At 63.5% G+C, this 25756-nt stretch carries 26 protein-coding genes and 1 other RNA gene; 13 read left to right on the top strand and 14 right to left on the bottom strand.

From position 1 onward, the window contains the following. The first annotated feature begins 57 nt into the window (after positions 1–57). Complete coding sequence (locus IEV82_RS11170; protein WP_188482098.1) at positions 58–465, top strand: (R)-mandelonitrile lyase; 408 nt, start codon at positions 58–60, stop codon at positions 463–465. A gap of 7 nt (positions 466–472) precedes the next feature. Here the strand turns inward: IEV82_RS11170 and IEV82_RS11165 are convergent, their stop codons facing one another. Then, positions 473–1033, bottom strand: a complete 561-nt coding sequence (locus IEV82_RS11165; protein WP_188482097.1) for a 5-formyltetrahydrofolate cyclo-ligase — start codon at positions 1031–1033, stop codon at positions 473–475. Further along, entirely contained in the window at positions 1030–2424 is a 1395-nt protein-coding gene (gene mgtE, locus IEV82_RS11160) for a magnesium transporter (protein ID WP_188482096.1), read from the bottom strand. The genes IEV82_RS11165 and mgtE overlap by 4 nt, the downstream gene beginning before the upstream one ends. 136 nt (positions 2425–2560) lie before the next feature. Here mgtE and guaD point away from each other — a divergent pair, with 136 nt between their 5' ends. Then, a complete protein-coding gene (gene guaD / locus IEV82_RS11155; protein ID WP_188482095.1) occupies positions 2561–3850 on the top strand; it encodes a guanine deaminase in 1290 nt (429 codons plus the stop codon). Positions 3851–4044: 194 nt separating this feature from the next. Here the strand turns inward: guaD and IEV82_RS11150 are convergent, their stop codons facing one another. The 8 genes from IEV82_RS11150 to IEV82_RS11115 form a co-directional block, all read right to left on the bottom strand. Continuing rightward, complete coding sequence (locus IEV82_RS11150) at positions 4045–4614, bottom strand: hypothetical protein (RefSeq protein WP_188482094.1); 570 nt, start codon at positions 4612–4614, stop codon at positions 4045–4047. A gap of 243 nt (positions 4615–4857) precedes the next feature. Beyond that, entirely contained in the window at positions 4858–5025 is a 168-nt protein-coding gene (gene rpmG / locus IEV82_RS11145; protein ID WP_139075265.1) for a 50S ribosomal protein L33, read from the bottom strand. A 122-nt stretch (positions 5026–5147) separates the two neighbouring features. Continuing rightward, positions 5148–5527, bottom strand: an RNA gene (gene rnpB, locus IEV82_RS11140) — RNase P RNA component class A. Positions 5528–5692: 165 nt separating this feature from the next. Next, positions 5693–6403 carry an alpha/beta fold hydrolase gene (locus IEV82_RS11135; protein ID WP_188482093.1) on the bottom strand — a complete coding sequence of 237 codons (711 nt, stop codon included), beginning with the start codon at positions 6401–6403 and terminating at the stop codon, positions 5693–5695. Positions 6404–6406: 3 nt separating this feature from the next. Beyond that, the gene (locus IEV82_RS11130) at positions 6407–7540 is read right to left on the bottom strand and encodes a cobalamin-independent methionine synthase II family protein (protein ID WP_188482092.1); all 1134 of its coding nucleotides are present in this window, start codon (positions 7538–7540) and stop codon (positions 6407–6409) included. A gap of 107 nt (positions 7541–7647) precedes the next feature. Next, a complete protein-coding gene (locus IEV82_RS11125; RefSeq protein WP_188482091.1) occupies positions 7648–8979 on the bottom strand; it encodes an 8-oxoguanine deaminase in 1332 nt (443 codons plus the stop codon). Between the two features lie 117 nt (positions 8980–9096). Next, complete coding sequence (gene hisN, locus IEV82_RS11120; RefSeq protein WP_229747756.1) at positions 9097–9897, bottom strand: histidinol-phosphatase; 801 nt, start codon at positions 9895–9897, stop codon at positions 9097–9099. A 53-nt stretch (positions 9898–9950) separates the two neighbouring features. Next, positions 9951–10331 carry a helix-turn-helix domain-containing protein gene (locus IEV82_RS11115; RefSeq protein WP_188482090.1) on the bottom strand — a complete coding sequence of 127 codons (381 nt, stop codon included), beginning with the start codon at positions 10329–10331 and terminating at the stop codon, positions 9951–9953. Between the two features lie 346 nt (positions 10332–10677). Between IEV82_RS11115 and IEV82_RS11110 the strand changes: the two genes are divergently transcribed. Then, positions 10678–11598 (top strand): NADPH:quinone oxidoreductase family protein, encoded by a 921-nt coding sequence (locus IEV82_RS11110; RefSeq protein WP_373285204.1) that lies wholly within the window; start codon positions 10678–10680, stop codon positions 11596–11598. A gap of 9 nt (positions 11599–11607) precedes the next feature. Here the strand turns inward: IEV82_RS11110 and IEV82_RS11105 are convergent, their stop codons facing one another. After that, positions 11608–12486 carry a LysR family transcriptional regulator gene (locus IEV82_RS11105; protein WP_188482088.1) on the bottom strand — a complete coding sequence of 293 codons (879 nt, stop codon included), beginning with the start codon at positions 12484–12486 and terminating at the stop codon, positions 11608–11610. A 124-nt stretch (positions 12487–12610) separates the two neighbouring features. On the opposite strand from IEV82_RS11105, the gene IEV82_RS11100 reads away from it, so the two are divergent. Together IEV82_RS11100 and IEV82_RS11095 are read left to right on the top strand one after the other, a co-directional pair. Beyond that, on the top strand, positions 12611–12832 hold the full coding sequence (locus IEV82_RS11100; RefSeq protein ID WP_229747755.1) for a DUF1127 domain-containing protein: 222 nt from the start codon (positions 12611–12613) through the stop codon (positions 12830–12832). Positions 12833–12996: 164 nt separating this feature from the next. Beyond that, positions 12997–13740: a Bax inhibitor-1/YccA family protein gene (locus IEV82_RS11095; RefSeq protein ID WP_188482087.1), complete on the top strand. Its 744-nt coding sequence runs from the start codon at positions 12997–12999 to the stop codon at positions 13738–13740. Positions 13741–14049: 309 nt separating this feature from the next. Here IEV82_RS11095 and IEV82_RS11090 read toward each other — a convergent pair whose 3' ends face one another. Next, a complete protein-coding gene (locus IEV82_RS11090) occupies positions 14050–14451 on the bottom strand; it encodes a hypothetical protein (protein WP_188482086.1) in 402 nt (133 codons plus the stop codon). Positions 14452–14639: 188 nt separating this feature from the next. On the opposite strand from IEV82_RS11090, the gene IEV82_RS11085 reads away from it, so the two are divergent. Then, positions 14640–16325 (top strand): NAD(P)H-dependent oxidoreductase subunit E, encoded by a 1686-nt coding sequence (locus IEV82_RS11085; protein WP_188482085.1) that lies wholly within the window; start codon positions 14640–14642, stop codon positions 16323–16325. Between the two features lie 64 nt (positions 16326–16389). Further along, positions 16390–17850: a signal recognition particle-docking protein FtsY gene (gene ftsY / locus IEV82_RS11080; protein WP_188482152.1), complete on the top strand. Its 1461-nt coding sequence runs from the start codon at positions 16390–16392 to the stop codon at positions 17848–17850. On the opposite strand, the gene IEV82_RS11075 is transcribed toward ftsY, so the two are convergent. Further along, entirely contained in the window at positions 17847–18323 is a 477-nt protein-coding gene (locus IEV82_RS11075) for an MgtC/SapB family protein (RefSeq protein ID WP_188482084.1), read from the bottom strand. The genes ftsY and IEV82_RS11075 overlap by 4 nt on opposite strands. Before the next feature lie 59 nt (positions 18324–18382). On the opposite strand from IEV82_RS11075, the gene IEV82_RS11070 reads away from it, so the two are divergent. Together IEV82_RS11070 and IEV82_RS11065 are read left to right on the top strand one after the other, a co-directional pair. Further along, a complete protein-coding gene (locus IEV82_RS11070; protein WP_188482083.1) occupies positions 18383–19285 on the top strand; it encodes an EamA family transporter in 903 nt (300 codons plus the stop codon). A gap of 3 nt (positions 19286–19288) precedes the next feature. Next, positions 19289–19888, top strand: a complete 600-nt coding sequence (locus IEV82_RS11065) for an inner membrane-spanning protein YciB (RefSeq protein ID WP_188482082.1) — start codon at positions 19289–19291, stop codon at positions 19886–19888. Between the two features lie 9 nt (positions 19889–19897). Here the strand turns inward: IEV82_RS11065 and IEV82_RS11060 are convergent, their stop codons facing one another. Then, positions 19898–20338 carry an Lrp/AsnC family transcriptional regulator gene (locus IEV82_RS11060; protein ID WP_188482081.1) on the bottom strand — a complete coding sequence of 147 codons (441 nt, stop codon included), beginning with the start codon at positions 20336–20338 and terminating at the stop codon, positions 19898–19900. Between the two features lie 113 nt (positions 20339–20451). Here IEV82_RS11060 and IEV82_RS11055 point away from each other — a divergent pair, with 113 nt between their 5' ends. From IEV82_RS11055 to IEV82_RS11040, 4 genes are all read left to right on the top strand, one after another. Then, positions 20452–21597 carry a type III PLP-dependent enzyme gene (locus tag IEV82_RS11055; RefSeq protein ID WP_188482080.1) on the top strand — a complete coding sequence of 382 codons (1146 nt, stop codon included), beginning with the start codon at positions 20452–20454 and terminating at the stop codon, positions 21595–21597. A gap of 78 nt (positions 21598–21675) precedes the next feature. After that, the gene (locus IEV82_RS11050; RefSeq protein ID WP_188482079.1) at positions 21676–23973 is read left to right on the top strand and encodes a xanthine dehydrogenase family protein molybdopterin-binding subunit; all 2298 of its coding nucleotides are present in this window, start codon (positions 21676–21678) and stop codon (positions 23971–23973) included. Next, the gene (locus IEV82_RS11045; RefSeq protein WP_188482078.1) at positions 23951–25009 is read left to right on the top strand and encodes a T6SS phospholipase effector Tle1-like catalytic domain-containing protein; all 1059 of its coding nucleotides are present in this window, start codon (positions 23951–23953) and stop codon (positions 25007–25009) included. Before IEV82_RS11050 ends, IEV82_RS11045 begins: the two co-directional genes overlap by 23 nt. A 187-nt stretch (positions 25010–25196) precedes the next feature. Then, positions 25197–25664: a CoA-binding protein gene (locus IEV82_RS11040; RefSeq protein ID WP_188482077.1), complete on the top strand. Its 468-nt coding sequence runs from the start codon at positions 25197–25199 to the stop codon at positions 25662–25664. The last annotated feature ends 92 nt before the right edge of the window (positions 25665–25756 follow it).

Here is a 25756-nt window from a genome sequence, read left to right as displayed (position 1 = left end):
GGCGTGTTGGGGAAAGCCTGATATACCCCGGACAACACAGTCAAAAAGGAGCCTGACATGAAAATCCACCGCGCCGGAGACCGGCCTTCGCAATCTCCAAGCCCCGAGTATTTCACCGGCACCGTTCGGATGGACCCGGTTGTATCAGGAGACGATGAGTCGGCCGTCAAGATCCTGTCCGTGACCTTCGAACCCGGCGCGCGGACGGCGTGGCACACGCATCCTGCCGGTCAGACATTGCACGTGGTCTCGGGTCTGGGGCTGGCCGGGTCCGAAGGGCAGCCGGTGCAGGTGCTGCGTCCGGGCGATACGGTCTGGTTCGCACCCGGAGAGAAGCACTGGCACGGCGCATCGCCCGACTGCGCGATGACCCATCTGGCGGTGCAGACTTCGGTCGACGGCAAGACGGCCAATTGGATGGAGCACGTGTCCGACGCGGATTACAGCGGACCGCGCGCTGGGTAGGTGCGGGTCACCGACCGATCTCTATGACCTCTCGTTCCGTCACGATCATGTCGAGTGGTTGGTCTGTCGCCTCCAGCGGCAGATCGTCGGCTTCCTGCGCGGCATAGGCAAAGCCGATGGCAAGGGTCGGACGCTGTGCGCGCAGGCCTTCGAGCGTGCGGTCATAGAACCCGCCGCCATAACCCAACCGACCACCCGCGCGCGAAAAGGCGACCAGCGGCACGATCAGCACTTCGGGCGTGATCAGCCGTTCCACCGCAGGCACAGACGCGCCGAACGGGCCGTCGATCAGCGCGCAGTCCGGCTCCCATTGCGAGAACACGAGCGGCTGCGCCTTGGCGCGGATCACTGGCACGCCAACCAGCCCGTGTGCCGCAGCCTCGGCCATGGCGGGCAGGGGGTCGATCTCGGTCCGGATCGGCAGATAGCCCGACAGCGGCACACCGCGATAGCCCGCCAGCACGGCGCTCAGATGGCCCGCAGCACCGCGATGGCCTGCCTCATGCGCCAGCTTGCGCCGGGCAAAGGCGGCCTTGCGCGCGTCGGCCTTGTGCTGTTCCAGCGTCACAGAAGCACCACGACGGCCAGTCCGAGGAAGGCGAAAAAGCCCACCACGTCGGTCACGGTGGTCACGAACGCCCCCGAGGCCAGCGCCGGGTCGATGCCCAGCTTTTCGAGCACGATGGGAATGCCCGTGCCCGCAAGCCCCGCCACCACGAGGTTGATCACCATGGCCGCCGCGATCACGCCACCCAGTTCCAGTGAACCGAACCAGATATAGCCCACAGTGCCCATGATGACGGCAAAGGCCAGCCCGTTGATCAGCCCCACCATCACCTCGCGGCGGATCACCCGCCAGACGTTCGAGCGCGTCAAATCCTTGGTGGCCAGCGCCCGCACCGCAACGGTCAGGGATTGCGTGCCCGCGTTGCCCCCCATGGAGGCCACGATCGGCATGAGCACCGCGAGGGCGACAATGGTGGCGATGGCGTCTTCGAACTGCGCGATCACGAGGCTGGCCAGGATCGCCGTCACGAGGTTCACGAACAGCCACGGGAACCGGCGCTTGGTGGTTTCGCGCACCCGGTCGGAGAGCGAGCTTTCGCTGTCCACACCGGCAAGACGCAGCACGTCTTCCTCGTGTTCCTCGTCCAGCACAGCCATCGCGTCGTCGATGGTGATGACACCCACCAGCCGTTCGTTTTCATCCACCACGGGCGCCGAGATCAGGTGGTACTGGTTGAAGGCATAGGCCACGTCGCCTTCGTATTGCGTGGCCGGGATGATGTGGAACGTCTCTTCGACGAGCGATTGCAGCATCACCTCGCGGCGCGACCCCATCAGCTTGCCCAGCGTGACATTGCCCACCGGGCGCAGGCGCGGATCGACCAGCACGATGTGGTAGAACTGTTCTGGCAGATCGTCGGAATTGCGCAGGTAATCAATGGCTTCACCGACGTTCCAGTGTTCCGGTGACATCACCACCTCGCGCTGCATGAGGCGCCCCGCGGAATATTCCGGGTAGGTCATCGACTGCTGGACGGCGACCCGGTCGCTGTCTTTGAGCGCGTCGAGGATCGCGTCCTGCTGCGGCTGGTCGAGGTCTTCGAGAAGGTCGACCACGTCATCGCTGTCAAGGTCGCGCACCGCGTCGGCCAGAACCTGCGGCGACAGGAGGCTGATCACCTCCTCGCGGATCGATTCGTCGAGTTCCGACAGGATGTCGCCGTCGAATTCCTTGTCATAGAGCTTGATCAGCCGCATCCGGTCGAAGGCGTTGATCTGCTCTAGAAGGTCGGCGATGTCGGCGGGGTGCAGCGGCTCCATCAACTCGACAAGCTGATCGCGGTCGTCGCGGTCCACGGCAAAGAGGATCTGCGCCACCGCCTTGCGGCCAAGGCTGTAGGCGTCTTCGGTTTCCTCGATTTCGGGTGCCTCGATGGTTTGGTCGTCGCTCATCTTGCCCGCTGCCCCCTTGCTGAATGGCTTCCCTCACGTTTACGCAATCTGGACGCGAGACAACAGGGCATGCGCGCAATTTACCAACGTGGCGTGCCGCGATAGGGTCATCCGGCCAAGCCAAAAAGAGCCTTCCATGTCAGACATCACGCTTCATCTCGGCCAGACCCTCTGGTTCACCGACAATCCCATGACCGAGGGACCGGACGCCGCGCGCTTTGATCCGCGGGGCGCCATCGCGGTGCAGGACGGGCATGTTCTGGCGCGGGGCACGGCGGATGATCTGCGCCGAGACCATCCGCAGGCGGCGGTCGAGGATCACGGGCAGGCACTGATCCTGCCGGGGTTCATCGACGCCCATGTGCATTACCCGCAGACCGCGATGATCGCGAGCTGGGGCAAGCGGCTGATCGACTGGCTCAACACCTACACCTTCCCCGAGGAGATGCGGTTCGGCGATGCAGACTATGCGGCAGAGATCGCGGGGCGGTATCTGGACCTGGCGCTGGCGCATGGCACGACGACGATGTGCAGCTATTGCACCATTCATCCGCAAAGCGTGGAGGCCTATTTCAACGCGGCGCAGGCGCGGGGGATGCGGGTGCTGGGGGGAAAGACCTGCATGGACCGCAATGCGCCGGATGGGCTGCGGGACACGGCGCAATCGGCCTATGACGACAGCAAGGCGCTGCTGGCGCGCTGGCACGGGCAGGGCCGGGCGTCTTATGTGATCACGCCGCGCTTTTCGCCCACCTCGACGCCCGACCAGCTGTCGGCGCTGGGAGCGTTGTGGGCCGAACACCCCGATTGCCTGATGCAGACACATCTGAGCGAACAGACCGACGAAATCGCCTGGGTGCGCGGGATCTACCCGCAGGCGCGCGATTACCTTGACACCTATGAGGCGCATGGGCTGCTGGGGGCAAACGGGGTTTACGGCCATGCGATCCATCTGGAGCCGCGCGAACGCGACCGTCTGCGCGAGGTGGGCGCGGCGCTGGTGCATTGCCCGACCTCCAACACCTTCATCGGGTCGGGCCTGTTCGACATGGCGGGTCTGGTGGCCGAGGGTCAGCGCGTGGGGCTGGCCACCGATACCGGCGGCGGGTCCTCGTTTTCCATGCTTCGAACGATGGCGGCGGCTTACGAGGTGGCGCAACTGCGCGGCACGGCGCTGCACCCGTCGGCGCTTCTCTGGCTGGCCACCGAAGGCTCGGCCCGGTCCTTGCGGATCGCGGACCGCGTGGGGAACCTCGCACCGGGGACCGAGGCGGATTTCATCACGCTCGATCTGGGCTCAACCCCCGCCATCGCCCAACGCAGCCGCCGCGCGGCGGATATCTGGGAGGCGGTGTTCCCGACGATCATGATGGGCGACGACCGCGCGGTGTCCGGGGTTTGGGTGATGGGGCAGAGGATGGGCTGAGGTTTGGTCGCGCGAACCAAGTGCATCTTGCTTTTCGCGCCGAAACCGGTCTGCACGCTTCTGCCGGCAGGAATATTTCGATGAACGCTCTACAGCCACTCCTGAGGCGGCTTTTCTCCACTGTCCGCATGACCGGAGGACAATGGATTTTGCCTTCCTTGTACTCGACGTGCGTGTCACTTGGACGGCCCGGGCTAGCTCGCTCGCAACAGGACTGCAGACGAATCTCCCACGATTGCTGCAATGTTTGCGAAGGCGACCCTGCTGCGTTGTGATCTGTCTGCGGAGCGCAGAAGTCTTGTTTCGGCCTCTTCCACGATCGCGAGGGCTGCAGAGCGCGCTCTGGCCTGACGCTCGGGGGCGACGGGGATCACGGCGCGGCTGGTTTGCCTGCTGCTGTTTCCGAGGCGGAACACTGCCGGACGCTTGGTCGTGGAGGCATTGTCGCGCGCAACGCGGTTCAACTGGCTCGCTGCGTCGCGGATGATCCGTTCTGCTTCTCGAAACTCCTGGGTTTGAGGAAGTCTGTCGGCAAGCCAGTCGAAATAATCTGCGACACAGTCTACCCTGAAAGCAGGGTCAGGGATATTGCCGCATAATTGCTGCACACCCTCGGTGAAGCCCCGAATGACGCCATCGACCTCTACCTGCGTCGTGCCGCCTCCGCGGCGCTCCGTGCCGTAGCCCTGCGAATGGCTGGGGGCTGCCATGGCCAGCAATGTTGCCATAAAAGCCAGAGCGGAGAGGGCTCGAAATCGGGTCAAGGCAATGTCCGATGGATGTTTGCGACCAAAGCCTACCAGATTTCTTTGAGGGGAAATGGTTGCGACGCGCGAAAATCGCGGATTTGGCGATCACGTTTTCGTTATTCCCGGCATGCGAAATCCTGCATGCCTGGTGAGGACCATGCCGTGATCACCATAGCAACCCTGCGTCTTCAAATGAAAAAGCCGCCACAGGATCACCCTGACGCGGCTTTTTCTTCACTGTCCGTGTGACCGGAAGGCTTACTTGATCTTGCCTTCTTTGTACTCGACGTGCTTGCGCACGACGGGGTCGTACTTCCGAACAGACATCTTTTCCGTCATCGTCCGCGCGTTTTTCTTGGTCACATAGAAATGACCCGTTCCCGCAGACGAGTTCAGGCGGATTTTGATTGTGGTCGGCTTCGCCATGGGTCGTCTCCTGCATCGGGCAAGGACTGCCCGTGAATTCCATCATGAAAGCTGCCTTCTACCGTCGCGCGCGGGTGAGTCAACCCTTGAGGCGGGGTTCTTTGCACGAAAGGCCCAGAAAAACGCGCGGAGGGCCTGTAAGCCGGATTCTGTCCCCCTCGGGTTGCCCCGAGGATGGATGACCATTCCTCTGGGACCGATGTTGCCACCGGCCTCGTGCTGCCAACCCGGGGATCTGGGCTGAAGCGACCCTGCCGACACGCGGCGCGATCCCCCTATTCGGCATTGCTCCCGGTGGGGCTTGCCATGCGGGCGCTGTTGCCAGCCCCCCGGTGGGCTCTTACCCCACCGTTTCACCCTTACCCCGATCGAGATCGGGGCGGTCTGTTCTCTGTGGCGCTTTCCGTCAGGTTGCCCTGCCCGGGCGTTACCCGGCACCATTGCTTCAGGGAGTCCGGACTTTCCTCCCCCGTATGAAAGGGGCGGCCATCCAGCCCTCCGCGCGAGCTGTGGCGTAGGCGAAGACGGCACCGCGGTCAATCGCCCCATTTCACGCTGTGCGGTCCCTTGTCTTCTCTGGTTTGAAAATACCCTCGGGAGTTTGAGGGCAGAGCCCTCAAGATGGTCCGTCGACGGACCATCCACGATGCGTCGACGCATCGTGGCCTCAGCGCAGCACGTAGGGCTGATGCAGCCACTCCCACAGCGCGTCATTGGTCTCGTCCGGGGTTTCCAGCGTCGGCAGGTGGCCCGCATCCTCGAGCACGACCAGCCGCGCATGCGGGATCAGTTCGGCCATGAAGCTGTGCCGCTTGACCGGGCACAGCACGTCATGCGCGCCGCAGAGCACCAGCGCGGGCTGGCGGATCTTGCGCAGGGTGGATTGCTGGTCGCGGCGGCGTTGCAGGGCGCGGGACTGGTGGATGAACACCTCCGGCCCCAGCGTGTGCGCCATGTCCATCACCGTTTGCAGCACGGCGGGGCGGCGCGGGCCGGGGGCGAGGTAATTGGGTTTCAGTTCGTCGCGCATCACCTCGGTCAGCTTGCCGGACTTCACCTTGACGATCTGCGGCTCGCGGTTGGCGGCGACGGGAGGCGTTTCGGCGAGGCAATTGGTGTCCATCAACGCCACGCGGGTCACCCGTTCGGGCGCGCGGCGCAGGATCTCCATCGCCACGATGCCCCCCATGCTCAGCCCCGCCAGAGCGAATTTGTGCGGCAAGAGCGGCAGGATGCCGGACGCGATCTCTTCCATCCGCTGGCCATGGGTGATCGGCGCGACCATTACCGGGTGGGTGGCGGAAAAGGCGCGGATCTGCGGCTCGAACAACCGCGCGTCGCACATCATGCCGGGCAGGAAAACGACGGGTTCGATCATGGATCAGAGACGCCCCGACGCGAGCGCCGCACCCTTGGCCAGCGTTTCCAGCTTGGCATAGGCGATCTCGGGATCAACGGCACCAAACCCGGCGAAGGTGCCAAAGCCGCAATCGCTGCCCGCGATCACGCGGTCGGGGCCTACAATGTCGGTGAACCGTTCGATCCGTTGTGCGACCACTTCGGGATGTTCGACAAAGTTGGTGGTCGAATCGATCACGCCGGGCACCAGAACCATGTGATCCGGGATCTCGGATTTGCGGTCGCGGAACACGGTCCATTCATGGGCATGGCGGGGGTTCGAGGTCTCGAACAGCACCTGGCCCGCGCGCACCTTCATCAGGGTCGGGAACACCGTGTCCATGTCGATGTCGCAGACATGCGGCCCTTCGTAATTGCCCCAGCAGATATGCACCCGCACGCGGGACGGGTCGATCCCGTCCAGCGCGTGGTTCATCGCCTCCACGTGGCTGTCCGCGATCTTGACGAACTCGGCATCCGACAGGTCGGTGAAGATCATGTGCCGCGACAGGGCGAGGTCGGGGCAGTCAAGCTGCAGCATCAGCCCGCTGTCCACGATGGTGCGGTATTCGGCGCGCATCGCATCCGCCAGTGCGGCAAGATAGGCGTCGCGGGTGGGGTAGAAATCGTTCTGCAGGAAGAGCGAGATCACACCGGGGGAGGCGGCGTTCATGAAGCCTTCGGTTGCGCCGTGCACCGCCATCCCGGCCTTGAGATTGGCGATGTCGGTTTCCAACTCGCCCTGACCCTTGGACTTTACCTCTCCCACGCACATGGGACGGGCATATTTCGGGGTGCCGCCATCGTTCTTGAGCCGTTCTAGGAAGGTCGGGTACAGCTTGAGATCGGCAGGCGCGTTGCGGGGGCTGTCGCCGTCAAAGCCGGTGTAGCGGTCCTTGACGTAGGTGGCGTAGCTGATCTTGGAAGTCTCGCCATCCGACACGATGTCGATGCCCGCGTCCACCTGACGGCGCACGGTATTTGCCGATGCCTCGGTCATAGCGGTGTCAAAGGCGGCAGGGTCATACTCCTGCCGGTTCTCGCGGGCGAAGATGAAATCAACCACCTTCTGCGTGCGTGGCAGCGATCCGACATGGGTGGTCTTGATGCGCGTCATTGGCTCGGCCCCGTTTCTGCATAGGTTTGCACGGACACTAACAAATCAAATCGCGCGTGCCAGATGCTTCGGCGCATCCGGCATTCTTTTGCGCAGGAATATGCGGGCTAGCCCATGAGCCTTTGGGCCAGCGCGGTCTGACGCTCGATCACGCGGGGCAGGTCGATGGTCGTGACATGCCCGTCTCGCACCACCTGTCGCCCCTCGACCAGCAGGTGTTTCACCCGCGTCGGCCCTGCCAGAAGCAGCGCTGCCGGGTCCCAGCTTCCGGCGCTTTCCACGCCGGTCACGTCCCAGATGGCGATATCGGCGCGTTTGCCCACCGCGATCTGGCCGCAATCGGGGCGGCCCAGCACGTCCGCCCCGCCGCGCGTGACGATGAACAGCGCTTCGCGGGCGCTCATGGCATTGGCCCCGTTGGCGACCCGTTGCAGAAGCATCGCCTGACGGGCTTCAGCGACAAGGTTGCCCGCATCGTTGCTGGCCGATCCGTCGACACCCAGACCCACCGGCACGCCGGCATCGCGCATGGCGCGCACCGGCGCGATGCCCGATCCAAGGCGGCAGTTGGAGCATGGGCAATGCGCGACGCCGGTGCGGGATTTGGCAAAGAGATCAATCTCGTGCCCGTCGAGTTTCACGCAATGCGCGTGCCAGACATCCGGCCCGGTCCAGCCAAGGTCTTCGGCATATTGGCCGGGGCGGCAGCCGAATTTCTCGAGGCTGTAGGCGATGTCCTCGTCGTTTTCGGCCAGATGTGTGTGCAGCATCACACCCTTGTCGCGGGCCAGAAGGGCTGCATCGCGCATCAAATCACGGCTGACTGAAAAAGGCGAACAGGGGGCCACGCCGACGCGCACCATCGAGCCGTCGCTGGCGTCGTGATGCGCGTCGATGAGGCGGATGCAGTCCTCGAGGATCGCCGCCTCGTCTTCGACCAGCGCATCAGGCGGCAAGCCACCATCGCTTTCCCCGATGCTCATGGCGCCGCGCGTCGGGTGAAAGCGCATGCCGATGTCCTGCGCTGCGGCAATCGTGTCATCCAGCCGCGCGCCGTTGGGGTAGAGGTAAAGGTGATCCGAGGTCAGCGTGCAGCCCGACAGCGCCAGTTCCGCCAGCCCGATCTGCGCCGAGATGAACATCTCTTCGGGACCGAACCGCGCCCAGATCGGATAGAGCGTCTGAAGCCAGCCGAAAAGCAGCGCATCCTGCCCGCCGGGCACCGCGCGGGTCAGGGTCTGGTAGAGATGGTGATGGGTGTTCACCAGACCGGGTGTGACGACACAGCCCCTGGCGTCGATGGTCTCGTCCGCGCCGGTCAGGCCATGCCCGATTTCGGTGATCGCACCATGTTCGATGCGGATATCCGCGTTGGTCAGTTCGGACTGCGTCGTGTCCATCGTCAAAAGGGTTGACGCATTCTTGATGAGACTTGTCATGCCGCGTGCTCCACACATATCCTGCCCTTTTCGGTGTGGATTACCCGCCAAGGCGACAGAAAAGGAGCGCAAGGACTCGCCCGGGCGGGGAACGTGTAGCGTGAATTGCGCGGTTTGTCAGCCGTTGAGCAGGGACAGTGCCGCGGCGTGCAGTTCTGGAGTGGCCGCAGCGAGCGTCGTGCCGCCATCATGCGCAGGCGTGCCGTCCCATTGGGTGACGATGCCGCCCGCCGCTTCGATCACGGCGATGGGGGCCTGCACGTCATAGGCGTTCAGCCCCGCCTCGATCACCAGATCGATCTGTCCGGCGGCCAGCAGCGCATAGGCGTAGCAGTCACAGCCATAGCGGGTCAGCTGGACCGCGCGGGTGACACGCTGGAACGCCGTGCGCTGATCGTCGCTGCCGATCTCGGGGAAGGTCGAGAACAGGATGGCCTGTGACAGGTCGGTGGTGGATTTCGTGGCAAGCGCGCCCTTGCCCCGAGGGCCGGTCCAGTTGCAGCGGCCCAACCCGCCCATGAAGCGTTCGCCGATATAGGGCTGGTCGATCATGCCCATCACAGGGCCGGTCTCATCCGACAGTGCGATCAGGACGCCCCATGTCGGCGTGCCGCTGATGAAGGAGCGCGTGCCGTCGATCGGATCGAGCACCCAGGTCAGGCCGCTGGTGCCCGCGACACTGCCGTGCTCTTCGCCCAGAATGCCGTCATCGGGGCGCAGGTCGGCCAGTACGTCGCGCATCGCGGTCTCGGCGGCGCGGTCGGCGATGGTGACGGGATCGAACCCGCCCGCAAGCTTGTTGTCGGTGGCCAGCCCGCCGGACCGGAAATGCGGCAGGATCGCCGCGCGGGCGGCATACGCCATGCGGTCTGCCACTGACCAAAGGTCAGCGGCATCGTCGGGGGTAAACTCTGTCATGAAACGCCTCCTGAACGCAGCCCGCCAAGGGCTACCTCAGGTGGCAGGCGTGCTCAAGCGACGTCGGACAGGACGCGTGCCAGTTCGAACAGGCGACGACGCTGGTTTTCCGGGATCGCATAGTAGGAGCGGATCAGGTCCAGTGCTTCCTTGTCGCCCAGAAGATCGGCCGGGATCGCTTCGATGCCGACGGATGCGGCGTCTTTCTTCTGCGCGTCCTCGATGCCTTCGAAGAAAAAGGCCACGGGCACGTCCAGCGCATCCGCGATGTCCCAGAGCCGGGAGGCGCTGACGCGGTTAGCACCGGTTTCGTATTTCTGGATCTGCTGGAATTTGATTCCGACTTTTTCAGCCAGTTGTTGCTGGGTCATGCCGACCAGCCAACGCCGGTGCCGAACTCGTTTTCCCACATGGATGTCAACAGGATGTGCCATATTGCTCCCTTTCGCCAAACGCATCTTGCGTCTTGTTCTGTCGGATAGAATGCCGGGTCTCGATAGTCTTGCAAGACGGAGGCAGAACAACCTATCCGGTTATTGATGCCCGGAAGCTATAGCATGACAGGTATGAGGGCAAGAAAATTGGCCTGCCGCATCGGAAAATGGTTAACAAACGGTAACCGGACGCTGGGTTGGTGCGTTTTGGCCGCTCGAAAAGCACTGCGGCGCGTGACAGTGACGTGCACGTAAGCCAAAGTGGCAAAATGAAAATTTAACGTGGGAGCCCGTTTTGAAGGCATATCAGGTCCATAGTCACGACGCCGCACCGGAGATTCACGATGTGGCCGTTCCTGACCCCGCAGCGGGTGAAATCCGGGTGCGAATCCATGCTTGCGGGTTGAATTTCGCCGATCTCCTGATGGTCAAAGGCACCTATCAGGACACGCCGCAGCTTCCCTTCACTCTCGGTATGGAGGTGTCGGGAACGGTGGATGCGCTGGGCGACGCGGTGACGGGGCTTGCGGTCGGCGACCGTGTTGCGGTGTTCGGCGGGCAGGGCGGGCTGGCCGAGTATGGCTGTTTCGACGCGCGCCGCGCGGTGCGTCTGCCGGATGCGATGTCGATGATCGACGCGGCGGCGTTCCAGATCGCCTATGGCACCAGCCATGTCGCGCTGGATCACCGGGCGCGGCTGAAACCGGGCGAAACGCTGCTCGTGCTGGGGGCTGCGGGCGGTGTCGGGCTGACGGCGGTCGAGATCGGCAAGCTGATGCGCGCCAAGGTGGTCGCCTGCGCACGCGGCGCGGCCAAGCTCGACGCGGCCAGGGCGGCGGGAGCGGATCACCTGATCGACGCCGCGACGCAGGACATCCGCACCGAGATGAAGGCGCTGGGCGGCGCGGACGTGGTCTATGATCCGGTGGGTGGCGACCAGTTCATCGCGGCGTTCCGGTCCTGCAATCCCGAGGCGCGGCTTCTGCCCATCGGTTTTGCCAGCGGGGACGTGCCGCAGATCAAGTCGAACCATCTGCTGGTCAAGAACATCTCGGTGCTGGGGGTCTACTGGGGCGGCTATCTGCAGTTCCGGCCCGAAGTGGTCACGGGCAGCCTTGCGACGCTGATGGACTGGTATTGCGACGGCAAGCTGAAGCCGCATGTCAGCCATGTTCTGGAGCTGGACACGGTGGCGGAGGGGCTGGAGCTTTTGCGCAGCCGGGCCTCCACCGGCAAGGTTGTCATCCGTCTGGCCGACGAGGCCTAAGCCCGCGCCTTACTCTGCCGCCGCGCGCAGATCGACGCCCGAGATCGCCGCGAATTCCCGGCGCAGCAGGTCGCACAGCGGCTCAATGATCTGTGGCCGCGCCGTGCCGCGATAGAGCGCAACGGACTGCTGTCCGAGATCGGGCAGGTTGGCGCTCAGCGGGATGGCTTCGAATTGCGGCGGTTCGTGGCCTTCAAGCACCGACGTGATCGCGAGATCGGCGCAGACCGCCACTTCGATGGCGCGGTCGCTGTCAGAGGACAGAACCAGATCCCAGGCCGTGCTGGTCTTTTCCAGCGTTCCCAGCGCCACGGGGCGAAACGAACAATGGTTGCAGAAGGCGACGGGCAGGGGGCTGACCTTCCACGCCTGACCGCCGGGGGCACCGTACCAGCGCAGCGGAACCTTCATCATGATCTCGGCGGCGCTGTCGGGCCGTGTCTCGGTGGTCAGGATGACATCGACCTCGCCGCGCGCAAACTGATCCTTCAGATCACTCGTGTACGAGCTGATAAGCTGCACCTTCACGCGGGGAAAATCGCGCTGCATCGCCTTCATCACATTGGGGATCGCGGGATAGATGATGTCATGCGGCACGCCGAGGACGATCTCGCCTTCCCAGACCGTGTTGGTCAGCTTGCCGTAGACCTCGTCGTTCAGATCGACGATGCGCCGCGCATAGGCCAGAAGCTGTTCGCCCGCCGAGGTGAGTGCCACGCCGCGCCCCTGCCGGTCGAGCAGGGTCAGATCGAGGCTGTCTTCCAGCCGCTTGATCTGCATCGACACGGCGGATTGCGTCAGGTTCAGAAAGGACGCGGCCCGTGTAACGCCGCCCGCATCGGCCACCGCGATGAAGGACCGCAGCGTCGTGATGTCCAAGTTTCTCATATATCACAAACCATGATGGATGACTTCAATAACATTCGTTTCACAAATGACGATAGCATCGCCATATGCATCAGGCAATACGATGGTTCGGATCGAACACATCACGAAATGGAAAGGACATGACATGTCGCGCATGATGCACTCTGGTTTTGAAATCCCGTCGCGGCCCGCCCACCGCACCGGCCTGCTGACCCGCCTTTCGGCCGCGCTGGCGATGCAGCGCAGCCGCGCCCGTCTGGCGACGCTCGACGCGCATCTTCTGGCGGATATCGGTGTTGATCGCCGCACCGCCGAAGCCGAGGCAAATCGCCCGGTCTGGGACGCTCCGGCCTCTTGGATCGGATGACTCAGGACCGACCTTCCCCCCAAAATGCCCAAAAATGCAAATTCGGTGCATTTTTTGACATGCAGATCATGCAGCAATGCTTGAAATGCGGTCGGCAAGCCCCGATATTCTGCTCATCTGTCCCCGCAGACGCGGGTGGCATCCATTGTATTTCGGAGGGATGAATGGCTGAGTTTAACACAATCCGGTCGACCGGCGTTGCTGGCGCCCGAGCCGCCCAGATTGATGAGGGTCTGCGCGCGCACATGAACAAGGTGTATGGCACCATGTCTGTCGGCATGCTGCTCACCTTTGCTGTCGCTTGGGCCGTGGGCACAAGCCCTGACCTGTTGGCGATTTTCCGCGATCCGGCGACGCTTCAGCCGAACATTCTTGGCTGGATCATCATGTTCGCCCCGCTGATCATGGTCTTCACCATGAGCGCGATGATCAACAAGCTGTCCGCCGCTGGCGCGCAATTGTTCTTCTACGCCTTCGCATCGGTCATGGGCCTGAGCCTCGCGTGGATTTTCGTGGCCTTCACCGGCATGTCGATCGCACAGATCTTTCTCGTGACCTCGATCGCCTTCGCGGGGCTGTCGCTTTATGGCTACACAACCAAGAAGGACATCTCGGGTTGGGGCGCGTTCCTGATCATGGGTGTGATCGGCCTGGTCGTGGCGATGATCGTCAACATTTTCCTGCAGTCGCCGGCGATCATGTTCGCGATTTCGATCCTTGGCGTGCTGATCTTCGCAGGTCTGACGGCCTATGACACGCAGAACATCAAGAACACGTACCTTGAGCACGCCGCGCACGGCGACAAGGAATGGATGACGAAGTCGGGCATCATGGGCGCGCTGAGCCTGTATCTGAACTTCATCAACATGTTCATGTTCCTGCTGCAGTTGTTCGGCAACCGCGAGTAACGTCGACCTTCCGACATCGAAGGGGCTGGCCGAAAGGCTGGCCCCTTTTTTTGTGCGTTTGGAGTGCCGCCTGTTCAGACCGAGCTTGGGATTTCTGGTGGTGACATGGTGCGCCACCTGCCGCACGCTTCCGCCAGAATTTTATGGAGGGCCCCAAGAAACTTAGTACTAAGTTTCTAAGACAGTTCTTAAAAAATAGTTGTTTCTGCCGTAAAAACAGCCAAGTGCGGGGTCGAACGCAGCTGTGATCAACGCATGCGCTTTGCTATTTCGGCGCAGAGCGCATCATCCGCACCGACCGCACAAACCTCAGACCCCAACCTCCGGGCCAAGGCACACCATCGGCTCGTCATTCTGCTGCGCCTCGTAAAGTGTCGTCGCGTTCGGGTCATTCTCGAAAATTGCCCGCAACCCGTTGGCCTCTTTGAAGAACGACCAGCATTGCGGCGTCGGATTGTCCTCGTAGACGAAGCAGATCATGTCCTGCTCTTCGTACCAGATGCCGTCCTTGCACTTGCCGTCCAGGAACGACCACCGCACGCGGCGGTCCTCGAGATATTCCTCAACGCCGTAGGCCTGACCGCCCTGCCCGAAATAAAGCGTCTTTCCGGTCACATAAGCTTCGAACTGCGCGCCGTTCATCGGCTCAGCCCCAAGGCAGGGCGTGGCCAGAAGGATCGCAAGCGTGGCGGATTTGAGTGTGTTCAACATGGCGCAAGCCTAGCCAAGACGCGCGCCCGGTTCAAATGACATCGGCGTAAGATTTCCGAAATTCCACACAGGTTGCCCATGCACGCCGGTGCCAAGGCGGTTGGGCTGCGTTTAGCGTCGTTTTCAGGCTCGTGGCAGGGTCGCGCCTGTGCGAGTTTGCGGCGTGGCGCGAACAAAGGACGATCTCGATGGCATTGGACGAACGCAAGGGTGTGTGGAAATCCGGACGTGGCAAGGGCCGCAAGACGCCCAAGGGCCGTCAATACACCGACGAAGCGCTGGCCGAGGTACAGGCGCTGCTGGCCGACCAACCCCGCCGGCGCGACCTGCTGATCGAGTTCCTGCACCTGATTCAGGACGCATACGGCCATCTGAGCGCCGACCACCTGCGCGCGCTGGCCGAAGAGATGCGCCTGAGCATGGCCGAGGTCTACGAGGTCGCGACCTTCTACGCGCATTTCGACGTCGTGAAGGAAGGCGAAACCCCGCCGCCCGCGCTGACCATCCGGGTCTGCGATTCGCTGTCCTGTGAACTGGCAGGCGCGCAGGCGCTGCAACAGGCACTGGAGGACGGGCTTGATCCGACTGCGGTGCGCGTCGTGCGTGCCCCCTGCATGGGCCGTTGCGACACCGCACCGGTGCTGGAGCTGGGCCACAACCATATCGACCACGCCACCCCCGAAAAGGTGCAGACGGCGATCGCGGCGGGCGACACCCATGCCCACATCCCCGATTACCAGGATCTGAACGCCTACCTGAAGACCGGCGGCTATTCCGCGCTGATCGACCTGCGCGCCAATGGCAATTGGGAAGACGTACAGGACAAGGTGCTGGCTTCTGGCCTGCGCGGTCTGGGCGGGGCTGGGTTCCCGTCAGGCCGGAAATGGGGCTTCGTGCGTGCCAATCCCGGCCCGCGCTATCTTGCCGTAAACGGCGACGAGGGCGAACCGGGCACGTTCAAGGACCGGTTCTACCTCGAACGCATCCCGCATCTCTTCCTCGAAGGCATGCTGATCGCCGCCTGGGCGGTCGAGGCCAAGACCTGCTTCATCTACATGCGCGACGAATACCCCGCCGTGCTTGCCATCCTGCGCCGCGAGATCGCGGCACTTGAAGCCGCTGGCATGGTCGCACCCGGCTATATCGACCTGCGGCGCGGGGCGGGGGCCTATATCTGCGGTGAAGAATCCGCGATGATCGAAAGCATCGAGGGCAAGCGCGGCATCCCGCGTCACCGTCCACCCTATGTGGCGCAGGTCGGGCTCTTTGATCGGCCCACGCTGGTGCACAATATCGAGACCCTGCACTGGATCACGCGCATCTGCCGCGAGGGGCCGGAAGTTCTGAACACCGTCGAACGCAACGGCCGCAAGGGGCTGCGGTCCTATTCCGTATCCGGTCGCGTCGCCAATCCGGGTGTCTATCTTCTGCCCGCGGGCAGCACGATCACCGACATCATCGCGGCCGCGGGCGGCATGGCCGAGGGGCACGGCTTCAAGGCGTATCAGCCCGGCGGTCCGTCCTCGGGCATCCTGCCTGCGTCGATGGATGATGTTCCGCTCGACTTCGACACGTTGCAGCCGCACGGGTCGTTCATCGGGTCCGCTGCTGTCGTGGTGCTGTCCGACACCGACCGCGTGCGCGATGCCGCGCTCAACATGCTGCGGTTTTTCGAGGACGAGTCCTGTGGTCAGTGCACCCCGTGCCGGGTGGGTTGCGAAAAGGCGGTCAAGCTGATGCAGGCCGAACGCTGGAACAAACCGCTTCTGGAGGACGTTTGTCAGGCGATGGCGGATGCGTCGATCTGCGGTCTGGGACAGGCGGCGCCGAACCCCATCCGGTTGACCATGAAGCATTTCCCCGACGAGGTCTGAGCCTTCCATCTTTGCCCGGAAAGGACTAGGTGAAAGGGAACGACCCTTGAACGAACGGTCCCCTATGTCCTTTTTCGGCAAGCTGAAATCGAAGCTTTTCAAATCCTCGTCCAAGCTGGACGAGGGGCTTGACGCCATCGTCGCGGATGGCGGCGCGGAAACGCCCACACCCGAAGCACCCCCGCCGAACGATCCACCCCCCGACACGCCTCCGAACGAGCCGGAGCCGGCCTCGCCGCCGCCGGACGTGCCAGCGCCCGAAACGCCCGAAGAGGTGCCGGAACCCGATCTGCCCGACCCGGACGCGCCGCGCGAGGTGCCGCAGCCGGATCTGCCCGAGCCCGAGCGCCCGCAGGAAGTGCCGGAACCCGATGTGCCGGGGCAGGAACCGCCCAGCACACCCGGCCCGGACATGCCCGCGCCCGAACCGACACCGGTGAGCCCGCCACCGCCACCGTCGGAGGCACCACAACCCAGTGACCCGACCCCGTCGCCGCCATCGGAAATCCCGCCGGGCCCGCCGACCGAAATACCCGTGCAATCGATGGGGCAGGCCGCCGTGCAGGACATCGGTGTTGCCGAGATCGCCCGCGGCGGCATGGCACCTGTCGAGGAAGCCCGCCCTGAAACTGCCGGCAAGCCGGGTTTCCTGGATCGCCTTCTGGGACGGAAAGCGGCACCCACGGAACTGAGGCGCGAACTTGACGACGCCATGCTGGAACAGCTCGAAGAGCTGTTGATCCAAGCCGATATGGGGGTCGATACCTCGCTGCGGGTCACCGCCAACATCGCCGAAGGGCGCTATGGCAAGAAACTCAGCGTGCGCGAGATCAAGCAATTGCTCGCCGCCGAAGTGACCCGCATCATGGAACCTGTCGCGCGACCACTGCCTCTCTATCCGACCAAGCCGCAGGTGGTGCTGGTGGTGGGCGTGAACGGGTCGGGCAAGACGACGACCATCGGCAAGCTGGCCAGCCAGTTTCGCGCCGCGGGCAAGAACGTCGTGATCGCCGCCGGTGACACGTTCCGCGCGGCGGCTGTGGAACAGCTTCAAATATGGGGGGACCGCGCCGGTGTGCCGGTGCTGACCGCGCCCGAAGGATCGGACCCCGCCAGCCTTGCCTTTGACGCCATGACCAAGGCACAGTCGGATGGTGCGGATCTCTTGATGATCGACACCGCAGGTCGGTTGCAGAACCGCGCCGACCTGATGGAGGAACTGGCCAAGATCGTCCGCGTGATCCGCAAGAAAGACCCCGACGCGCCGCACAACACCATTCTTGTCCTTGATGCCACCACGGGCCAGAACGCCCTGAGCCAGGTCGAAACCTTTCAGAAACTGGCCGATGTCACCGGCCTCGTGATGACGAAACTCGACGGCACTGCCAAGGGTGGCGTGCTGGTGGCCTTGGCCGACAAGTTCGGCCTGCCCATTCACGCCATCGGTGTGGGCGAACAGATCGACGATCTGCAGCCTTTCGACCCCGAGGAATTCGCGGCGGCGCTCACCGGTGTGACCGACTAGTGCGTGCCCATCAGTTTTTCCAACTGGCGCAACAGCATCAGCACGAACATGACAACCCCGGTTGCCATCGCCGCGAGCGCGATCTGACCCGCACCACAGCCCAGACCCACCGCACCCGCCAGCCAGAGCGATGTGCCCGTGGTGACATTCCGCACTTCGCCGTTGGAGGTAAAGATCAGACCGGCCGCAAGGAACGCGACACCGGCCGTGACCGCTTCGATCATGCGCAGCGGATCGACCCGCTTGGCGTCACCGCCGAAATCCAGCGCGGCAATCTCCTGACCCAAAATCACGAAAAGGCAGGCCGCAACGGACACAAGGATATGCGTGCGCAACCCGGCGGGCTTTTTTCGCCGTTCCCGTTCCAGACCGATCACGGCTGCCAGAACCACCGCGCTCACGATCCGCAGGAACGCAACACCTGCGGGCACTTCCGAAAAGGTGCTGGTCAGGTCGTCGAGCAGGAATTCCATAAAGTGGCCTCAGACATGTCTCACCTCCCAACGATCCGGCGCGAGGCATTGTTCCGCAGATGAGCGCCTGGCTTGTGTCGATCGAAGGGACGGCTGCCGGTCAGCAGCTTGCCCTCTGGCTTGCGCTTCTGGCGGCGCTGCTGCACGCCATCTTTGGTGCCTTGCAGAAAGGGCGGCATGATCCCTGGATGTCGCGCGGCGCGATTGATGCGAGCTACTGCCTGATGGCCGCACCCTTTGCGCTTTTCGTCGTGCCCTGGCCCGAGCCGCATATGTGGCTGATCTTCTTCGGGGCTTTCGTGATTCATTTGCTCTACAAGCTCTTGCAGGCGCAGGCCTACACCAAGGGCGCCTATACGGTCGTCTACCCTGTGGTGCGCGGCACGGGGCCGCTTTTCGCGGTGATCGGTGCCTATCTGATCTTCGGAGAGGTGTTTTCCCCAACGCAATGGCTTGGCCTTGCGGTGCTGCTGTCGGGCATCTTCGGGCTTGCGGTCTACAACCTGATCTACCTCGTGCCCGAACGCGACACGCTTGCGGTGGCGCTGATGCTGGCGATTGCCACGGGGCTCTTCGTGGCGCTTTACACCACCTATGACGCCTACGGTATCCGCGCGACGGCCGACCCGTTCACCTTCCTTGCGTGGTTCTTCATGATCGACGGGTTTGTCATGCCGGTCATCGCGGCGCGGCGCTATCGCAACATGGCGCTCAGGCCCGCTCTGGGGCCGCTGGCTGTCAGAGGTGTGATCGGCGGGCTGGTGGCTTTTTTCAGTTTTGGCTCCATCATGGTGGCCACGCGCCTCGACAATGTGGGCGAAGCGGCGGTGTTGCGCGAGACATCGACCGTGTTCGCTGCGATCATCGGCTGGGTGTTCTTGAAGGAAACCGTGGGACCGCGCAGGATTGCGCTCATGGCCCTGATCGCGTTAGGGGCTGTCATCGTGGAATTCGGAGACTGATCAGTGACACAACGGCACATCCCGCAATGGGTGAAATCCACCCTCGAACTGGGTCCGGTGCTGGGCTTTCTTGCAGCCTATTTCTGGTTTCAGGACACTGTTTTCACCGTTGGCGGGCAGGATTACAGCGCCTTTGTAGCGATGACGGCAGTGTTCGTGCCCGTGTTGCTTGCCTCGATGGCAGCGATCTGGTGGCTCACCGGCACCATCGGGCGCATGCAGGTGTTCACGGCAGTGGTTCTGATTGTCATGGGCGGGCTGACCGTGTGGTTCAATGATGACCGCTTCGTCAAGCTGAAGCCGACACTGATCTATGGTGCCTTCGGGGCCATCCTTGGCATCGGGCTGCTCTTCGGCCGATCATGGCTGCGCTACGTGATGGAAGAACTGATGCCCCTTCAGGATGACGGCTGGATGAAGCTGACGCGCCGCGTCACCGGGTTCTTTTTCGGGATGGCGGTGTTGAACGTTGCGATCTGGCAATTGATGTCGGAACAGGCTTTCGTCCTGTGGGACACGGTCGGACAAATGGGCGTGACCTTTGCCTTCTTCGTCGCGCAGGCGGGGCTGATCCAGAAGTACAGCACCGCCGAGGAAGACTAGGCGCGTCGCCTATCCCCGTCGGTCGATCTTGGTCGACAGGTGGATGAAACTCTCGGAGCTCTGAACGCCTTTCGCTTCGGCAATGTCGTCCAGCGCGCGGTCCAGATCCTGTGTTGTCTGCGCGCTGATCTCGACCACCAGATCGACCCTCCCCGACACGGTGAACACCGCTTCCACGCTGGGCAGCGCCCGCAACCGTGACAGCACCCCCGGCCCGGTGCGTGGCGCAATCGACACCAGCACCGTCGCCCGGATCGGTGCCGCCAGCGCATCGCCGCTGCGCAGGGTGAACCCGGCGATCACGCCGCGTTCCAGCAACCGGTCGATGCGGCCCTGCACCGTTGTGCGCGCCAGCCCCAGCTTGCGCGCCAGTTCTGCCACCGGCATGCGCGCATCGCGTCGCAGCAGGGCGATCAATTCGGCATCTGTTTCGTCGATCTGTAGCGTCATCCCGTCAGTTTGAGTGCAAAAGAGTCATTTTTGCAAGAACTGCCGACAGGATCTGACGGCGTCCGGCCGCAGACTTGGACCAGAGCATAACCCGTCGCAGAACGAGGCCCCCGATGAGTGCAGGCGAAGACGACATCAAACATGCGCGGTTCGATCAGGCCCGTGTTGCAACGTTGATCCGCGAAACACAGCCCGACGCGCCGCTGGCGCTGTTCCGGCCCCATGCGCTGATCCGCACCGCGCAAGGCTTTCAGCGTGGGTTTCCCGGAACGGTCAGCTACGCGGTCAAGGCCAATCCCGCCGCCGAGATTTTGTCCATTCTGACGAAGACAGGGATCACCACGTTCGATGTCGCCTCGGTCGCCGAGATGCAGGCGGCGCGGCGCGTCTGTCCGAACGCGCGGCTGCACTATCACAACCCGATCCGGTCCATGACCGAGATCGCAGAGGCCAAGGCGCTGGGCATCGCGTCCTGGTCCGTCGACCGCGTGTCAGAGCTCGACAAACTGGGCGATCTGCCGCCAGACACCGAAATCGCCGTGCGCCTGACCCTGCGCCGCAGCGGTGGTGCCTATGATTTCGGCAGCAAGTTCGGCGCCTCACCCGAGGACGCAACTGCGCTTCTGAAAGAGGTGGCGTCGCGGGGGCTGACGCCTGCGCTGACCTTCCATCCCGGCACGCAATGTACCGATGCGTCCAGCTGGGCGGATTACATCGCCGCCTGTGCGACCATCGCCCGGAACGCCGGGGTGCGTCTTGCTGCGCTCAATGTCGGTGGCGGATTTCCGGCGGTCAGCGACACGCAGGACAACCCGCTTGCCCGGATTTTCGACACCATCCGCAGCGCCACCGCCGCGCGGTTTCCCGATCACACGCCGCGGCTCTGGTGTGAACCGGGGCGGGCGATGGTGGCCGATGCGCTCTGGCTTTTGCTGCGGGTCAAGGCGCGCAGCGGGGACTCGCTTTACCTCAATGACGGGCTGTACGGCGCGCTGGGCGAATGGCGCGACATGCCGGTGCCTGCGCAGCATTCCGTGTTCGATGGTTCGGGGCAAAACCGCAGCGCAAAGGCACAGCCCTTCACCATCTTCGGCCCCACCTGTGACAGCCTCGACCGGGTGCCCGGCACATGGGCCTTGCCTGCCGATACAGCCGAACAGGACCATATCCTGCTGACCGGGGCAGGGGCCTACAGTCTCGCGCTGGTCACCGGGTTCAACGGATATGGCACACGCCACATGATCGACCTGTCCGATTGACGCGAAGAGGCTGGACAGTACGGTCTCGCAGGCTAGTGTCCCGCTCAAGCCCACGGGGTCAATCGCGCGAGGACGGACATGGAAAAATTCGGCAAGTCACAGCCTGTCAAACGGGTTGAGGATATTCGCTTTCTCAACGGGACCGGGCGCTATGTCGATGACATCGCGCCGGTGGATGCTCTGCGGGGCTACGTCTTCCGCTCCAACGTGGCCCATGCCGATATCGACACGCTGGATGTGTCGGGCGCGCGCGAGGCACCGGGTGTTCATCTGGTCCTGACGGCCGCCGATCTGGCCGAGGCGGGCTATACAGAGGGGCTCTGGGGCACCACCGTTCCGAACCGCGACGGCACCATGGGGGCCGCACCGTTCCGCCCGATCCTTGCGACGGATACCGTGCGCTACGTCGGCGAAGCGGTGGCGTTCATCGTGGCCGAAAGTCTTCAGGCGGCGCGCGATGCCGCAGAGCTGATCGAGTTCGATTATACCGACAAGCCGGTGCATCTGGGCCTCGCCTCGGGCGGTGAAGCACTGCATTCCAAGGCACCGGGCAACGTGGCTTTCGACTGGGGCATGGGTGACGAGGACGCGACGGAACAGGCGTTCAAGACCGCGCACCGCACCGTCAGTCTGGATGTCGAGGACAACCGCATCATCGTCAACGCGATGGAGCCGCGCGGCTGCTACGCCGAGATGGAGGGCGGCCGCCTGCATTTCGCGTTGAACGCGCAGGGTGTCTGGGAGCACAAGAAACAGATGGCCCGCGTGCTCAACATGGCCGAGGGTGATATCCGCGTCACCAACCCCGACACAGGCGGTGGCTTCGGCATGAAGGCGATGCCGCATCCCGAGAATTTCCTGACCGCCATCGCCTGCAAGATGCTGGGAAAGCCCGTGCGCTGGATGTCGGACCGCACCGAGGCGATGCTGTCGGACAATGCGGGCCGCGACCTGCGCCACACGGCTGAACTGGCCTTTGACCAGAACAACCGCATCACCGCCTACCGGGTGCAGACCGTGGCCAATATGGGCGCGTACAATTCGCATTTCGCGCAGGCCATCCAGACGAACCTGTTCTCCAAGGTCCTGATGGGCACCTATGACGTGCAGACCTCGTGGCTGCAGGTCGAAGGCGTCTATACCAACACCACGCCGGTCGATGCGTACCGTGGGGCCGGGCGGCCCGAGGCGATCTACCTTCTGGAGCGCGTCATGGACCGCGCCGCGCGCGATCTGGGTCTTGATCCGTGGGAACTGCGCCGCATCAATTTCATCAAGCCGCACCAGTTTCCCTACAAGACAACCACCGGCGAGACCTATGACGTTGGCGATTTCGACCGCGTTCTGACCCGCGCCGAAGGCTTTGCCGACCGTGCCGGGTTCGATGCCCGCCGTGCTGCGTCCGAAGCAGAGGGCAAGCTGCGGGGCATCGGGCTGTGCTACTACATCGAAAGCATTCTCGGTGCGCCGGTCGAGGACGCCAAGGTCACCTTCGACGAGGATGGCGGCGCGTCGATCTATGTCGGCACGCAATCCAACGGGCAGGGGCACGAGACCGTGTTCACGCAGTTCTTGGCGGACCAGACGGGCATCCCGGCGGAGAAGATCCGTTTCGTGCAGGGCGACAGCGACCTGATCGCGCGCGGCGGTGGCACGGGTGGATCGCGGTCTGTCACGATCCAGAACACCGCGACGCTGGCGGCGGTGGACAAGATCCTCACCGCCTTCACAGCCTTCCTTGCCGACGCGCAGGGCGTCGAGGAAAGCGAGATCAGCTTTGACGACGAACAGTTCCGCGTCGGCACGTCGAACGTCACACCGACCATGCTCGAAGTGGCGCAGATGGCGCGCGAGGCGGGGCGCGAGGACCTGCTGACCTTTGACGCGACCGCAACTCTGGACGCGCGCAGTTTCCCCAACGGTGCTCACGTGGCCGAGGTCGAGATCGACCCCGACACGGGCCATGTCATCGTCGACCGCTATACGGTCGTGGACGATTTCGGCAATCTCATCAACCCGATGCTGGCCGAGGGCCAGGTGCATGGCGGCGTGGCGCAGGGTCTGGGGCAGGCGATCACCGAACGGGTGGTCTATGACGAAGACGGGCAACTGCTCACGGCAACGTTCATGGACTACGCGATGCCGCGCGCCAATGATATTCCCATGATCGGATTCACCACGGAAGCGACGCCGTCCAAAACCAACCCGATGGGCATGAAGGGCTGCGGAGAGGCGGGCACTGTCGGTGCGCTGGCAGCCGTGGCGAACGCCGTTCAGGACGCCATGTGGTCACGCGGCGTGCGTCAGGCCGACATGCCGTTCACACCGCAACGGGTCTGGGGCATGTTGCAGGATGCGCGCGTCGCGGCTGAGTGACACAATTCTTGGCTGGTTCCGCAGACGGTTTTCTGCGGGCCAGTCACAGGTTTCCGTCCGGCGCGGCTCCCGCGATCACGTCATCATCCTTGACGGCACGCTGTCCTCGCTCGAGCCGGGATGCGAAAGCAATGCAGGCTGTCTCTACCGCCTGCTGCAAGAGGTGGGCGGCGATCTGTCGGTCTATTACGAATCCGGACTGCAATGGTCGGACTGGCGCAGCGCGTCGGACATCGCAGTCGGGCGCGGGATCAACCGCCAGATCTGCCGAGCCTACGGCTTTCTGGCCTCGCGCTATCGACCGGGGGACCGGATCTTTTTCTTCGGCTATTCCCGGGGCGCCTATGCGGTGCGGTCGCTGGCCGGGGTGATCGACAGGATCGGGCTGGTACGGGCCGAACATGCGACCGAACGCAATGTCCGCCAAGCCTACCGCCTCTACCGCTATGCATCCGAAGCCTGCACCGCGCAGGCCTTTGTCCGCGCCTACTGCCACGACGCGCCAGAGATCACGGTTGTCGGGGTCTGGGACACGGTCAAGGCGCTGGGCATACGGCTGCCGCTGATCTGGCGCTTCACCAATGACAAACACGCATTCCACAGCGACCAGCTTGGCCCCTCGATCCGGCACGGCTTTCACGCGCTGGCCTATCACGAACGACGCATGGCCTATGAGCCCGTGCTCTGGTCCTGCCCGCCGGGCTGGGGCGGGCATGTGGAACAGGTCTGGTTCAAGGGGGTGCATGGCGATATCGGCGGGCAATTGCGCGGCCATGAAGAGGCGCGGCCGCTGGCCAATATCCCGCTGGTCTGGATGCTCGACCGGGCCGAAAGCGCCGGTCTGCCGCTGCCCGAAAACTGGCGCATGCGCTTTGCGCAGAACGTGCACGCGCCGTCCTCGGGCAATTGGAAAGGCTGGGGAAAGCTGTTCCTCTATCGCCGCTCGCGCCGGGTGGGTGACGATCCGTCCGAGCGCATACACGAAACGCTGCATGTCACCGAGCCTCAGGTCGTGGCAGAGCCGCTTTTGCCCTGATCGCTGACGCAACTGTGACCAGGATTGGTGGTTTTTCCCTTTAAACGCTCAGAATCGACCCTAACTGAAATGCAGGGTCGCGGGACTGGAACACCCGTCGTACCTTCACTGTCCCTCGTTCCAACACTTGCGCCCAAGGTTGCCTTGGGCGCTTTTTCTTTGCCGCGCGACAGGCTAGAGAGGGGCCATGACCTATTCCGATGACTTCCTGCGCACCATCCTGAAACGCACCAAGACCGTGGCGGTTGTGGGCGTGTCGATGAACCCCGTGCGCCCCTCCTACTACGTGGCGCGCTACCTGTCGCTCAAGGGGTTCACGTTGATCCCGGTCAATCCCGGACATGCGGGCCAGCAGCTTTTCGGCGCGGAGGTGAAGGCGTCGCTCTCGGACATCGACGGTCCCGTTGACATGGTGGACATCTTTCGGCGTTCCGAGGCGGTGCCGCCCATCGTGGACGAGGCGCTGGAGCAGTTCCCCGATTTGCAGACCGTGTGGATGCAGATCGGTGTGGAGCATGCCGACGCGGCGGCCAAGGCCGAAGCGCGCGGTGTGGATGTCGTGATGAACCGCTGCCCCAAGATCGAATACCAGCGGCTTTTCGGCGAACTGCGCATGGGCGGGTTCAACACCGGTATCCTGTCCTCCAAGCTCTGAGGCCGGGTCACGATGCGGTGACGCATCGTGCGTTTCCGCAGGCGGAAACGAGTGGGGGCGCTGCCCCCGTCGCCTTTCAGGCGACTCCCCCG

The organism is Marivita lacus (assembly GCF_014637725.1).
In the GTDB taxonomy this organism is placed as follows: domain Bacteria; phylum Pseudomonadota; class Alphaproteobacteria; order Rhodobacterales; family Rhodobacteraceae; genus Marivita; species Marivita lacus.
Note: the sequence above shows the minus strand (reverse complement) of the source record. Positions and strands in the feature narration are given on the sequence as shown.